The 14961-nt window shown below is 43.1% G+C and carries 10 protein-coding genes; 2 read left to right on the top strand and 8 right to left on the bottom strand.

Annotated features, from left to right (window positions below; all coding sequences use genetic code 11):
• Positions 1-59: 59 nt before the first annotated feature.
• Positions 60-2747 (top strand): HAD-IC family P-type ATPase, encoded by a 2688-nt coding sequence (locus tag LFUMFP_RS01655; RefSeq protein ID WP_106482948.1) that lies wholly within the window; start codon positions 60-62, stop codon positions 2745-2747.
• Positions 2748-2807: 60 nt separating this feature from the next.
• On the opposite strand, the gene LFUMFP_RS01650 is transcribed toward LFUMFP_RS01655, so the two are convergent.
• The 3 genes from LFUMFP_RS01650 to gnd form a co-directional block, all read right to left on the bottom strand.
• Positions 2808-4160 (bottom strand): gluconate:H+ symporter, encoded by a 1353-nt coding sequence (locus LFUMFP_RS01650; protein WP_106482947.1) that lies wholly within the window; start codon positions 4158-4160, stop codon positions 2808-2810.
• An 81-nt stretch (positions 4161-4241) separates the two neighbouring features.
• Complete coding sequence (gene gntK / locus LFUMFP_RS01645; RefSeq protein WP_035438855.1) at positions 4242-5798, bottom strand: gluconokinase; 1557 nt, start codon at positions 5796-5798, stop codon at positions 4242-4244.
• A 36-nt stretch (positions 5799-5834) separates the two neighbouring features.
• Positions 5835-6734 carry a phosphogluconate dehydrogenase (NAD(+)-dependent, decarboxylating) gene (gnd, locus tag LFUMFP_RS01640; RefSeq protein WP_025082643.1) on the bottom strand — a complete coding sequence of 300 codons (900 nt, stop codon included), beginning with the start codon at positions 6732-6734 and terminating at the stop codon, positions 5835-5837.
• Positions 6735-6885: 151 nt separating this feature from the next.
• Between gnd and LFUMFP_RS01635 the strand changes: the two genes are divergently transcribed.
• A complete protein-coding gene (locus LFUMFP_RS01635; protein ID WP_025082642.1) occupies positions 6886-7728 on the top strand; it encodes a MurR/RpiR family transcriptional regulator in 843 nt (280 codons plus the stop codon).
• Between the two features lie 46 nt (positions 7729-7774).
• Here the strand turns inward: LFUMFP_RS01635 and LFUMFP_RS01630 are convergent, their stop codons facing one another.
• The 5 genes from LFUMFP_RS01630 to LFUMFP_RS01610 all read right to left on the bottom strand — a co-directional run bounded on the left by LFUMFP_RS01630 (position 7775) and on the right by LFUMFP_RS01610 (position 14720).
• Positions 7775-8545: a (S)-acetoin forming diacetyl reductase gene (locus tag LFUMFP_RS01630; protein ID WP_035438839.1), complete on the bottom strand. Its 771-nt coding sequence runs from the start codon at positions 8543-8545 to the stop codon at positions 7775-7777.
• A 94-nt stretch (positions 8546-8639) separates the two neighbouring features.
• Positions 8640-9662, bottom strand: a complete 1023-nt coding sequence (locus LFUMFP_RS01625; protein WP_106482946.1) for a sugar kinase — start codon at positions 9660-9662, stop codon at positions 8640-8642.
• Between the two features lie 164 nt (positions 9663-9826).
• Positions 9827-11314 carry a glutamate--tRNA ligase gene (gene gltX / locus LFUMFP_RS01620; RefSeq protein ID WP_025082639.1) on the bottom strand — a complete coding sequence of 496 codons (1488 nt, stop codon included), beginning with the start codon at positions 11312-11314 and terminating at the stop codon, positions 9827-9829.
• 135 nt (positions 11315-11449) lie between these two features.
• On the bottom strand, positions 11450-13813 hold the full coding sequence (locus tag LFUMFP_RS01615) for a phosphoketolase family protein (RefSeq protein WP_106482945.1): 2364 nt from the start codon (positions 13811-13813) through the stop codon (positions 11450-11452).
• A 175-nt stretch (positions 13814-13988) separates the two neighbouring features.
• Complete coding sequence (locus tag LFUMFP_RS01610; protein ID WP_025082637.1) at positions 13989-14720, bottom strand: GntR family transcriptional regulator; 732 nt, start codon at positions 14718-14720, stop codon at positions 13989-13991.
• Positions 14721-14961: the final 241 nt, after the last annotated feature.

Here is a 14961-nt window from a genome sequence, read left to right as displayed (position 1 = left end):
ACAAGAATAAGCCGTGGGTGCAACCCCGTATTCAGCCACTATTATAAAGGAGTTTTACCATGACAAAAATATCAAACGCTCATCAGTTAACCATCGAAGAACTACAGTCTCATTATCCAGAGAATGACTTCGAACAAGGCTTAAGTCAAAAAGACGCAGCCGCTAAATTATTGGCAGACGGTCCTAACCGACTCGTCAGTCACAAGACCTCTAAATGGGTCCTTTTTCTAAGACAATTCAATAACTTGATTATCTACATTCTAATCTTGGCCGCTTTATTAACCTTGTTAATGGGCCATTATTCAGATGCGATTATTATCGGGTTAGTGGTGATTATTAACGCCGTCATTGGCTACTACCAAGAAGCCAACGCATCGAATGCCTTAGAACGCATCAAACAATTATTGGCCACTGAAGCCACGGTTTATCGAGACGGTCAACGAATCGATATTCCGACTGATCAATTGGTGGTCGGCGATGTCGTCTTCTTAGAAGCTGGCGATAGTATTCCAGCCGATTTACGGATTGTCTCTGCCGAAAATCTTCGGATTCAAGAAGCAACTTTAACCGGTGAAGCCGATTCAGTCATCAAAACGGATCAACCTTTGGCAGACGCCGCGGTGCCTTTGGCCGAACAACTGAATATGGCCTTCGCCTCAACTTCCGTGACTAACGGTAGTGGGATGGGGGTCGTTGTCGCAACGGCCGACCAAACTGAAATTGGCCAAATTTCAACGGCCGTTAATCAAACGAAAACGCGCGTCACCCCATTAATGCGTGAAATCAACGGCGTTGGTGCCGGTGTTTCTTACGTCGTAATTGGTGCCGCCGTCTTACTCTTTATTTTAGGTTTCGTTTTCGGCACTTACTCAGTCTCCGTCTTAGCCGTCGCAATCGTTGCGATGGTTGTTGGTTCGATTCCTGAAGGTTTACCAGCTACGACTTCCGTTATTTTAGCGATGGGTGTCAGCGAAATGGCTAAAAAGCAACATACCATTGTTAAAACGTTACCCGCCGTTGAAACTTTAGGCGCAGTCGATGTCATTGCGACCGATAAAACCGGGACGTTAACTAAAAATGAAATGACGATTAAAGAAATCATTACCCCCGAACAAACGTATCAAGTAACCGGTAACGGCTACGTGCCAGAAGGTGTCATTCAAATCGACGGTCAACCGGTCGAACTCAACGATCACTTGAACCTCTTTTTAGAAGCGGGCTTTGAAGCCAACGATACCACCTTAGTGAAAACGGATCAGGGTTGGGTGATCAACGGTGAACCAACCGATGGTGCCTTCTTAACGGCCTATTATAAAGTCCACCCCGACCAAACGATTCCAGCCAACGAAGAACTCGATATGTTACCATTCGATTCTGATTACCGTTACATGGCTAAACTGGTGACCTTACCGACTGGCCAACACCGGATTTATTTAAAGGGGTCACCAGATAAACTATTACCGATGGCCGAACAATTCGATGCGACTTTCGAGGCCGCTCCTTGGCAAAGTACCGTTCAACGTTTATCGGAACAAGGTAAACGGGTGATTGCGGTTGGTTATCTCGATGTTGCTGACACGATTGACAAGGTAACGCATGAACAACTCAATAACGGGATTCAATTACTCGGCTTAGCCGGGATTATTGATCCCCCACGTGACGAAGTCATTCAAGCGTTAAAAGAAATGAACCGCGCCGGCATTGACGTTAAGATGATTACCGGTGACCATCCAGCCACCGCCAAAGCAATTGGCGAACAATTAGGATTAGCCGACCAAATCAAAGCGATTACCGGTGCTGAATGGGAACAATTAAGCGCTGAAGAAAAAGAAGCCGCTGCTGTTGACCATCAAGTCTTCGCACGGACAACACCGAAGAATAAACTCGAAATCGTCCAAGCACTCCAAGCACGTCACAAAGTCACGGCGATGACCGGTGATGGCGTCAATGATGCCCCCGCTTTAAAGCAAGCTGATATTGGCGTTGCCATGGGGATTAAAGGGACCGACGTTGCCAAAGATTCAGCCGATATGATTTTGACTGATGATAACTTCGCGACCATGTCCAAAGCGATTTTTGAAGGTCGGCGGATTTACGATAATATCAAGAAGAGTATCTTATTCTTATTACCAACTTCATTTGCTGAAGGGCTGATTGTTGCGTTCACGATTTTGATGCAACAACCAATGCCGCTCCAAGCGACACAACTTTTATGGATTAACATGGTGTCAGCGATTACGATTCAGTTCGCGTTCATCTTCGAACCGGCTGAATCTGGGATTATGTACCGTAAACCCCGCAAAACCGGTCAATCTTTAATGAACAAACATGACGTGTTCCAAATGGCCTACGTTTCGATTTTAATGGCCTTGTTCGGATTAATCGCCTATCAATGGTTGATTAGCAAGGGCGTTGACCAAGCGACTGCCAGCACGATGATGGTCAATATGATTATCATCAGTAAGATTGGTTATCTCTTTAACATTCGGACCAAAGAATTAGCTTTCTCAAAAGCCTTCTTCACCAATCCGAAAGCCTTCTTGATCATCGCTTTAATGCTCGCGTTACAATTGATTTTAACTTACGTACCATTCATGCAACACGTTTTCTACACGGAACCATTAACAATGCTTGAATGGGGTGTCGCGATTGCCGCTGGTTTATTAATTTTAGTGCTTACCGAAATTGATAAGATTATCCGTTTAATCTACCACCGCGCAGCACGTCAAGCCAAAGAAGCAAAATAAAAGCTCTAAAAAAGCAGTTGAAGCGCCCATTTTTTTGGGACGCTTCAACTGCTTTTTTGATTAAACCACTAAACTCAGTAACAAGACACCGACCAGCCCGACGACGGAAATGAGTGATTCCAGTACCGTCCAAGTCGCTAATGTTTCTTTGACACTTAGATCAAAATATTCTTTAAACATCCAGAAACCGGCATCGTTGACGTGAGATGCTGCCAAACTCCCAGCGCCGATTGATAAGACCATTAGTGCCGGATTAACACCAGCCGATTGCATCAATGGTAAGACTAATCCGGCAGCGGTTAAAGAAGCAACCGTCGCTGAACCTAAGGCAATCCGTAAAACCACGGCGATTAACCAGCCTAGAATTAATGGCGACAAATTAACATTGGCGAATAGTTGCGTGACACTATCGCCGACGCCGCCATCAATCAAGATCTGTTTGAACGCGCCACCGCCACCAATAACTAAGAGTAACATTGCAATTGATTTAACGGCTTCTTCCAACGTTTTCATGATCGTCGGGGTTTTAATCCGACGCGCCCACCCCATGGTATACATCCCCACTAATAATGAAATCGTCATCGCAATTGCGGGCGTGCCAATGAACGCCACGATTGAATCCAAAAGGGTTGGATTCTTAGGCAAAGCGCCATCGTTAAAAATCATTTGATAACTAGTCGTAATCGCCATTAAAATTACGGGGAATAGTGACGTTAATACACTAATTCCGAAGCCAGGTGTTTCGGCTAATTTAAATTCTTTCTGAGGTCCTAACGCCGTTAAATTACCGTGCCGTGAAAAGGCATCTGGTACTAATTTACGAGCAATCTTGGTATACAATGGCCCGGCAATAATCACCGCTGGAATCGCGATGATGATGCCGTATAACAAAACGTGGCCGGCATTCGCACCCAACGCGGCTGAAATCGCAGTCGGTGCCGGATGCGGTGGTAAGAAACCGTGGGTCACTGACAAAGCAGCGGCCATTGGAATCCCGAGATATAAAATCGGCACACTAGCTTCAAGTGCGATTGCAAAAACGATTGGCACTAATAAGACCATCCCAACTTCAAAGAACAACGCAATCCCGATAATAAATGACGCGAGCATGATGGCGATTTGCAGCCGTTTCTTGCCAAACTTGTCAATTAACGTATGCGCGATTCGAAAGGCACCGCCGGCATCGGCGACTAACCGACCCATCATTGCGCCGAAACCGAAGACAATTGATAATTCACCTAACTGCCCGCCAATCCCGTCTTGGACACTGGTCGCAATCTTAGTCAGCGGCATCCCTAACCCAACACCGACAACCATCGCGGTCACAACCAGTGACACAAAGGTATTCATTTTAAATTTAATAATTAATAATAATAGTAACAAAATCCCGAGTAACAAGACTAATAAGGCCATTATTTTTCCTACTTTCCATTATGTTTGCGCTATCATTTAGTGGTCGAAACAATGGGTTGTCTAAAAACAACCCATTGCTTATTAATCATCGATATCTGCTTCAATTTGCATATGCCGCCGTTGGAAATCGGCAATCGCACTGTATTCAGGACTTAACGCCCGTGTTAAACGAATCCAAATTGGAATCAATTCACGGTAAACCTCAAAGTTAGCTTCCTTAGGTTGGTGGACATTGGTGACCCCAATCATATCTTTGACAGCTGATAAATCATCAATCAACCCTAATGATTGCATCCCGAGGACTGCTGCTCCGAGACATGAGCTTTCAAAGCTTTCAGGAATCGTGACATCTTGTTCAAAAACGTCGGCTAACATCTGCCGCCATAATTCAGAACGGGCAAAACCACCCGTTGCTTGAATACTCTTCGGTTTACCAGCGACCCCTTCAATCATCAACATCACCATGTAGAGATTGTAAACAATCCCTTCTAAAGCGGCCCGGACCATGTGCGCCCGTGTATGTTGCCGCGTTAAGCCAAAGAATGAACCACGTGCATCAGCGTCCCAAATCGGTGCCCGTTCACCACCCAAGTACGGATGGAATAATAAGCCATCTGAACCCGCGGGAATTTTTTCAGCAATCTGCGTTAAAATATCGTACGTCGAAACACGCATTTGTTCGGCCGTAATTTTTTCAGGGGCAAATAATTGATCACGCACCCAACGGAAAACGATTCCGCCGTTGTTGACCGGGCCGCCGACGACCCATTTGTCTTTCGTCAACGCATAACAGAACAAGTTACCATTCGGATCGACCACCGGATGATCCACGACCACGCGCACCGCACCACTCGTCCCAATTGTCACAGCGACGACTCCCGGATCAATCGCATTAACGCCTAGGTTCGATAGGACACCATCGCTGGCCCCAAAGATAAATGGCACGTCAGTACTAATCCCAGTCACTTGACTGTAAGCTGGGTCCAATCCTAATATTTGATCAGTGGGTGCCACTAATTCTGGGAGTTGCTCGCGCGTAATCCCAGCCACTTCCAACGCTTGTTGATCCCAATCGAGTTCAAAGATGTTGAATAAACCGGTCGCCGAAGCAATTGAATAATCCATTTTGTAAGTATGGAATAATCGTTGGAAGACATACGTTTTAATATCAATGTATTGCACAGCTTGTGCACATAATTCAGGTTGTTCCCGATTTAACCAGATAATTTTAGACAACGGTGCCATGGGGTGAATCGGCGTGCCCGTATGTTGATAGATGGCGTGCCCTAACCCGTTGTCTTTCAACTCATGACTATATTTAGCTGCCCGGTTGTCCGCCCACGTAATCGCGCGGGTTAAGGGTTGGTTTTGCGCATCCATTAGGATTAAGCTATGCATTGCGGCTGAGAAACTAACGCCTTGCAATTCACCAGGTTTAACTTGCCCTTTGCGCATCACTTGACCTAACACTTCAATCACGGCGTCAAAAATTTCAGCTGGATCTTCTTCGGCCATATCCGGTGTCGTTTGGTATAAAGGATAGCCGACATTTGCGTAGGCTTTGACTTGCCCTTTCAAATCATATAAAACGGCTTTCGTACTCGTTGTCCCAATATCGGCGCCAATCATATATTTCATCATGAATCCCCTCTTTTATGTGCATTTTTGCTTGATTTATTTTTTATCGACAGCGTGACCGCCAAATTCATTTCTTAAAGCAGCGACGACTTTACCCGTAAAAGTATCATCTTCCATTGAACGATAACGCATCATCAACGACATCGCGATGACCGGTGTTGGCACTTGTAATTTCAAAGCTTCATCCAAGGTCCATTTGCCTTCGCCAGAAGAATGCATGACACCTTTGAGTTGTTCCAAGTTAGGATCTTTTGAAAAGGCAGATTGGGCTAGTTCCATGAGCCAACCACGAATCACTGAACCATTACTCCAAACTTTAGCAACGGCTTCGTTATCATAATCAAACTGACCATGTTCCAAAACGTCGAACCCTTCAGCGATTGATTGCATCATCCCGTATTCAATCCCGTTGTGGACCATCTTCAAATAATGACCACTGCCGGCTTTACCCGTATAGAGATACCCATCTTCTTGGGCAATCCCTTCAAAAATCGGTTCGATAATCTTAAAGGCTTCGGCGTCATCGCCGCCAATCATGAAATTACCATCGTGATTGGCACCACTCATCCCACCGGAAGTCCCAGCATCGAAGAACTTGATGCCTTGTGCGCTTAACAACTCATTATGTTTTAGAGAATCTTCAAAAAATGAATTCCCACCATCAATTAAGATATCATTCGCGTTTAATTTCTCACTGAATGTTTGAATCGTTGCATCGGTTGGTTTGCCAGCAGGTAACATCACCCAGACAATTTTAGGTGTTGGTAATTGGGCAATCACATCGTCTAAATCAGTGGCGGCCACTGCCCCTAAATTAGTGGCTTCAGTGACTGCCGCTTGATTCAAATCATAGGCTACCACTTCATGGCCATTGCGGCGTAAGTTAGCCACCAAGTTAATCCCCATTTTGCCTAACCCAATCATCGCTAATTTCATCTGTAAAATCCCCTTGTTGTTATCAGTATTTTCATCTCTACGAACATTATATGAAAAAAGTTTTCTTAATGCAAGCCATTTTAAGAAAAAAGTTTTCACAACTTGTGATGTGCTATACTTAAGATAGTCAATTTTTAGGAGGTTTCAAGTCATGCCACAAAATATTGATTCATTAATTCATTCCTATTACGATCATTTAAGTGAAAAATATAAACAAATTGCCGACTATATTCTGAAACAAGCCAGCTTTGATCCAGAATTAACCATTCAAGAATTTGCAGCCGATTGTCAGGTTTCAACGGCCACGATTTCGCGCTTTGCCAAGGCACTTGGATTCACCAACTTCCAAGCTTTCAAACTAGCCTTACTCGCTAAGGAACCCTTACAATCCCCACTCTTTCACGAAATTAGCGAACAAGACAGTTTCGTCACAATGGCCGAAAAGATTTTTTCATCCAATAGTAATGCCTTGCAGGCCACTTGGTCGTTATTGACCGAAACCCAATTACAAAAGGCAGTCAACCTCATCAACCACGCCAAACTTCTCGGTCTCTTCGGGTTGGGGGCTTCCGGAATTGTCGCACAAGACGGCTATCATAAATTCTTACGAACCACGATTCCAACCGTCTATAACCAGGATTACCACATGCAATTGATGCAAGCAACGAAACTAACCGATGCCGATTGTGCCATTATCATTTCACACAGTGGCCAAAATAAAGATGCGCTCGAACTCGCACGGATTCTAAAAGAACGCCACGTGCCATTAATCGTGATCACTAGTTTTGGCAATTCAACTTTAGCCAATCTCGGTGATATCACGTTACTATCGATTTCTGAAGAAACCAATTACCGCGCCGAAGCACTCCACGCCCTAATTGCCCAAATCAGTTTAATTGATAGTCTGTTCATGATGGTCGCCATCAGCAACAGTGATCAAACCGAACAAACCTTCCAAGAAATCCGCACTGAAATTGATCGTACAAGACACTAAAAAAAGAAGTACCACGCTAAGCGTGATACTTCTTTTTTACTATTTTTTAGTTAAAAACCATCCCACCATCAATGATTAACGCTTGACCGGTCATGTAATTAGAATCTGGGCCAGCTAAATAAGCGACACAGGCCGCAACGTCTTCCGGTTCTGATAAACGGCCAAGCGTAATGTCTTTAGCAAATTGTTGCATGCCCCATTCATCATCTTTGCCGGCATTTTGACCAACCGTGTGGGCAATATCCATCATCATTGGGGTCTTCACAATCCCGGGACAATAAGCGTTAACTGTAATATCTTGAGCCGCTAAATCGCGCGCCGCCGTTTGCGTAATCCCGCGAATGGCAAACTTAGTACCACCATATAAAGCTAGCTCTGGATTACCCACTTGGCCCGCTTGCGATGAGGCGTTAATAATCTTACCACCGTGGCCTAACTCTCTGAAGGCCTTAACTGCGGCTTGAATGCCCCAATAAACACTACCGACATTGATGGCATACACTTTCTCGAATTGTTCCGGTGTGATGGTTTCAATTGGTGTGGTCGGACCGACACCGGCGTTATTCACGACGACGTCTAGTCCACCTAATTGTTCGACAGTCGTTGCAACTGCCGCAAAAACTTGATCACGATCAGAAACGTCAACTTTGACCGCAATCGCCTTACCCGTTTGATTGATTTCAGCGGCCACAGCTTGGGCGCCTTCTAAATTATAATCAGCAATCGCCACCGCAAAGCCATCATTCGATAAACGTTTTGCAACTGCTTCCCCAATCCCTTGGGCTGCACCAGTAATAAATGCTACTTTGTTTGTCATCATCAAGACCTCCTCATTGAATACCTTGATTATAACAATAAAGCGTTTACATTGATAGCATTATTCCGTTTTTAATAGCGCCATCTTTCATTTTTTAACGTGCTAATCGCGCACCGCCACCGTTAGCTGCAATGGCTTTGATTTCAGCTTCAGAGACCAAATTGAAATCCCCACTAATGGTCAATTTAGCGACACTAGCCGCTAATCCGAATTGTAACATTTCGTCTGGTTGATAGTCGTTTAATAAACCATGCATTAAACCCGCACCAAAAGCGTCTCCAGCGGCAACCCCTTCCATCACGTGGACATGATAGGTGTCCGTTTCATAGAATTGATCACCCTTTAATAACAAGGCCATCCAATCGCTGTCTTCAACCGAGCGGATATTGCGTAAAATGCTCGCAACCATCTGACAATTCGGAAAATCTTGACGGACTTGTTGCATGGCTTGTTTAAACGACGCCTTTTGAGCAATCCCATGGGCTTCGTCGCCATCAAACGCCTTAATCCCGAGAGTTGCTTCGAAATCCTCATCATGCGCGATACAAATCGTGACATAGGTCATTAGATGCCGCATTGTTTGAGTGGCTTGCGTTGCCGACCACATTTTGCCCCGATAGTTCAAATCGCAAATCACTGGAATTTGATGGGCTTGGCAATATTGACAAGCTTCTTCGGCTGCTTGCGCCAATTCAGCTGAAACTGCTGGCGTAATCCCTGAAAAATAGAAATAATCAACGCCTTCAAAAATACTGGCCCAATCAAATTCAGTTGACTTGGCCAATGAAAAGGCACTATAAGCGCGGTCATAAACAACGTTAGTCGAACGAACACTGGCCCCTTTTTCAAAGAAATATAAGCCTAAACGGCCGTCGGTAAATTGGATTTTGGTCGTATCGACACCGTATTGACGCAACGTTTGTTGGCCATTGCGCCCTAATAAATTCTCTGGTAAGCGGGTTAAATAAGCGACCTGATCGCCCAATAAGCCTAATGAGACGGCCACGTTGGCCTCTGCCCCACCGTAAGAGGCCTCAAATGCTTGTGCTTGCATAATCCGTTGATTATTCGGCGCTTTTAAACGCATTAACATTTCACCAAAAGTTAAAACTTTCATCCTTAATTCCTCCGTTAATCCAAGTAATATGATTAGTATACCGTTATTTGTAAGGGGTTACATCAATCTGATTAATCATCTTAATATATGATACTAATTGCTAAAATAAAAAGGCCGCCCCCAGCAATCAGTGATGATTGTTTGGGGCGGTCCTTATTAAGAAGTTATTGAATTTCTTTTAGCGTTTTAGCGAGATGTGCAAGCACTTTTTCTTTACCTAATAATTCGATTGAATCAGGCAATGAAGGGCCGTGCATTTCACGGGTCGTTGCAATCCGGATTGGCATGTACAATTGACGGCCTTTAATCTTCGTATCTTTTTGGATACTCTTGATGACGGCCATAATCCGAGGCGCCGTGAATAACGTCACGTTATTTAAACGTTCGCTGAATTCTTTTAAGACAATTGGCGCTGTTTCATTTTGGAGTTCTTCCAAAGCTTCAGCGTCTAATTGTTCTGGTTCTTCGAAGAAGACGTCCGCCATTTCAACGATTTGAGCGGTATAACTCATTTGATCTTGATATAACGCAATCAAATGACGGGCCCATTCAATCGTTTTAGTATCAGGATTTTCAGCAATCTTACCGGCTTTAATCAAGCTTGCTAAGGCTAAATCCATGATTTTATTATTATCAGTCGTTTTAACGTATTGATTATTAACCCATTCTAGTTTCTTTTGATCGAAGCTAGCAGGTGATTTACTCAACCGTTTTGGATCAAATTGTTTAATGAATTCTTGACGGTTAAAGATTTCGCTTTCGCCGACTGGTGACCAACCTAATAAAGCGATGAAGTTAAACATGGCTTCTGGTAAGTAACCTAATTCACGATATTGTTCGATAAATTGGAGCACTGATTCGTCACGTTTACTTAATTTCTTACCGGTTTCGGTATTGATGATTAAGGTCATGTGGCCAAACGTTGGTGGTGTCCAACCAAAGGCTTCGTAAACGGCCAATTGTTTAGGCGTGTTAGCGATATGATCGTCGCCTCGTAAAACGTGCGTGATTTCCATCAAATGGTCATCAACGACGACTGCGAAGTTATACGTTGGCATACCATCGCGTTTCATGATGACGAAATCGCCACCTAAACGGTCTGATTCAAAGCTGATTTCACCTTTGACGATGTCATCAAATTTATAAATATGGTCTTTAGGTAAACGTAACCGGACAACGGGTTGTAACCCTTTGGCTTTAGCAGCGTCTTGAACGGCTTTAATTTCAGCATCGTCCATGCCTTCATATTCATACAGATAACGAGGGGCTTCGCCAGCGGCTTTTTGCGCTTCACGTTGTTCAGTCAATTGATCTTCAGTCATGTAAGATTCATAAGCCAAACCTTTTTCAACTAATTCTTGAATGAGTGGTGTATAAATTTCACGACGTTCTGATTGGCGGTATGGGCCGAAGTCACCGGGTTTATCGGGACCTTCATCCCAGTCCATCCCTAACCATTTCAAGTTATCTAATTGGCTTTTTTCACCATCGGCAATGTTTCTTTTGGTATCCGTGTCTTCAATCCGAATCACGAATGTCCCTTTGTTGTGCCGTGCGAATAAGTAATTAAACAATGCTGTACGAGCATTTCCGATGTGCAAATGCCCAGTTGGACTTGGTGCATAACGCACGCGGATTTTGTTCTTTGCCATAAAAAAATACGCCTCTTTCTAAAATTATACTTATCTTCTAGTTTACCGTTATTATCCCTAAAAATAAAGCTAGATTAACCCTATTTATCAACAAAAATAGACCAGGCAGTTGCCTAGTCTATTTTAAACCACTAATTAACGGAGTGGTGTCCATTGCCATTCTTCAACTTCTGGTAAATCATCGCCTTCATCACGAATGTATTGATTGTGTTTAGCAACCATATCATCCATTGATTGAGCGAATTGACCCGCTTTGTCGCCAAGAACATCAACAGCTACTTCTTTAGACAAGTTGTAACGATCCATTTGGTTCAAGACCCGCATGTCGAATGGCGTTGTGATATCACCATTTTCACGGTAGCCATGAACGTGTAAGTTATGGTTGTGACGATCAAAGAAGATGTCACGAACTAAGCCTTCAAAGCCATGGAATGCGAAGACAACTGGTTTGTCTTTCGTAAAGTACATATCAAATTCGTCATCCGTTAAACCACGAGGGTCCACTTTTGGTGAACGTAATTTCAATAAGTCCACAACGTTGATGAAACGAATCTTCATGTCAGGATATTGTTGATGCAAGATTGAGATTGCTGCCAAACTTTCTAATGTTGGTTCAGTACCAGCTGCGGCAATCACAACGTCTGGTTCAGCATCTTGATCAGTACTTGCCCAATCAATAATCTTCAAACCGTTATTAACTAAGGTTGTTGCTTCATCAATTGTAAACCATTGTTGACGTGGGTGTTTTGATGAAACGACTAAGTTAATTTTTTCTTGGCTTTGGAAAACAGTATTCATCGTTGCTAATAACGTATTGGCATCAGCTGGTAAATATTCACGGATGAATGCTGGTTTCTTTTCAGCTAAGTGCGTCAAGATACCTGGATCTTGATGGGTGTAGCCATTATGATCTTGTTGGAAAACAGTTGAAGTTGCGATGATGTTCAATGATGGGTATTTGTTACGCCATGATTGTTCATCAGCTTTACGCAACCACTTGAAATGTTGTGTTAACATTGAATCCACAACGCGCAGGAATGATTCATAACTTGCAAAGAAGCCGTGACGACCCGTTAAGACATAACCTTCTAGCCAACCTTCAGCTTGATGTTCAGACAATTGTGAGTCTAAGACACGGCCAGCAGGTGCTTCGAATTGATCATTGGGTTCTTTAACAGATTCCATCCATTGACGGTTTGTGACTTCAAAAATGTGGTTCAAACGGTTTGACATTGTTTCATCAGGGCCGAAGATCCGGAAGTTTTTGTTGTCATCGTTAGCCGTGATAATATCACGCACATATTCGCCAAAAACAATCATGTCTTGGGCAACGATTTTACCATGTTCTTGATTATCAAGTGCATAATCGCGATAATCTGGTAAACGTAGTTCCTTAGGATTGATCCCACCATTAGTGATTGGGTTAGCGGCCATTCGTTGGTCACCCTTAGGTGCGATTTCAGCAATTTCTGGTTTCAATTGGCCGGCTTCTGTAAATAATTCTTCAGGACGGTATGATTGCATCCAGTCAACTAACGCATCAGCATGTTGCATATCAGCACTGTCGACAGGAATTGGAATTTGATGCGCACGGAATGAATTTTCGATTGGTACGCCATCCCAAGTCTTAGGACCGGTCCAGCCTTTAGGTGCGCGGAAAACGATCATTGGCCATTCAGGACGTGTCATATCGCCATTTTCACGAGCGTTCTTTTGGATTGCTTGAATTTTTTCAATGGCTTCATCCATTGCTTTCGCAGTGGCTGGATGCATCAAATCAGGATTATCACCTTCAACAAAGATTGGTGTCCAACCCATGCCTTCGAAATACTTCGATAATTCTTCATCTGTTTTACGCGATAAAATCGTGGGGTTAGAAATCTTGAAACCATTTAAGTTTAAGATTGGTAAGACCGCACCATCATTTGCAGGGTTGATGAATGTACTTGATAACCATGAAGCGGCCAAAGGACCCGTTTCAGCTTCACCATCGCCCACAACAACTGCAGCAATGACGTCTGGGTTGTCTAAGATTGCCCCAACACCGTGTGATAATGAATAACCAAGTTCGCCACCTTCGTGGATTGAACCTGGTGTTTCAGGTGCGGCATGTGACGCCACCCCGCCTGGGAATGAGAACTGTTTAAATAATTTCTTCATCCCTTCAACATCTTGCGTAATATTTGGATAGATTTCAGTATAACTACCATCGAGGTATGAATTAGAAACCATCACTTGACCACCGTGACCGGGGCCTTCAACGTAGAACATATTTAAATTGTATTTATTAATGGCCCGGTTTAAATGAGCATATAGGAAGTTTTGGCCTGAGATTGTGCCCCAATGACCGATTGGTTTTGCTTTAACATCCGTTGCTTCCAATGGCCGTTTTAATAATGGGTTATCTTTTAAATATAGTTGACCGACTGAGATATAGTTGGCAGCGCGCCAGAACGCATCTACTTTAGCGAGGTATTCTTTGCTTGAATAATCTGTCATACTAATAACACTCCTTTTATTGGGTTTTCCAAAAGTCTTTAACGACTTAACTTTAAAAATAAATTGTTCAGAAAGCAAATATTATGACTACCCTTACATCATACTAAATATTCAGAAAAAGTCAACCATTTTAATAATTGGGTCGTACCAATATATTTTTGATAAAAATAACGGTCTATTCTCGACCGCTGACAGAAACGAATGTATTGTATTTCATGTATTGATAATGGAGTCGCATCGTTGAGAATTCAAACGGGGTGCCATCATCTAAAAAGAAAATACCCTCCATAATACCAACGGGCTGAGTTGGTGTCAGCTGCAATTGGGCTTGATCATCACTGGTTGAAGGTTCCGCAAAAATCGATAAAAAGGCTTTGGTCACCTCTTGATTCTTTTCTGTTTCTAAATAATTAAAGATTGAGCCTGAGACAATTTTTTCAGATAATTCAGGCATGACTTTAATTGGAATAAAGCCCGTTTCAATCATGAAGGGTTCTTGATCAAACAACCGTAATCGTTTAATCTGATAAACAAAATCATCGGGTTTCAAAAATAAATCGCGTTGCAATTCTTCGTTCGGTTTAATCACCTGAAAATCGAGCAACTTAATCCCCGGTTTACGATTGCCCGCTTTAAAACTATCGGTAATCCCTAGATTTGAACCACTGTAATTAAAAAACGAACCACTCTTCAAATATAAAGGATTGATAAAGGTTCCCGAACCCCGTTTTTTAAAGATAATGCCTTGATTGGCCATCACGTTCAGCGCCCGCTTAACCGAACTACGACTCACCTGATAATGTTCGGTTAACGTCCGTTCATCCGGTAATTTCATACTGGGAAACTGACCGGCATTAATCGCTTTTTTTAAATCGGCCATAATATTTTGATAAACTAAATCCGCCATAAGACACTCCTTTCTTCGGCTTTGAATACATGCTCATTATACATGATTCAGGCTAACCGTCTAGCCAATTTTTAGCTGAATCCGTAAAAAAAGGGCCCGACCAATTCAAAATCGAATCGGTCGGGCCCTTTATTTTAATTTATTGGTTCTACAATATCTGTTGTTGGTGATAGAAAATTCTATCACTGGCGGCAGTTTTTTTATATGATTGTATAAAAAAAGGAACGCAACTTCCTATTAT

This window comes from Latilactobacillus fuchuensis (assembly GCF_900258455.1).
In the GTDB taxonomy this organism is placed as follows: domain Bacteria; phylum Bacillota; class Bacilli; order Lactobacillales; family Lactobacillaceae; genus Latilactobacillus; species Latilactobacillus fuchuensis.
This window is presented reverse-complemented; position numbering and strand designations above follow the sequence as displayed.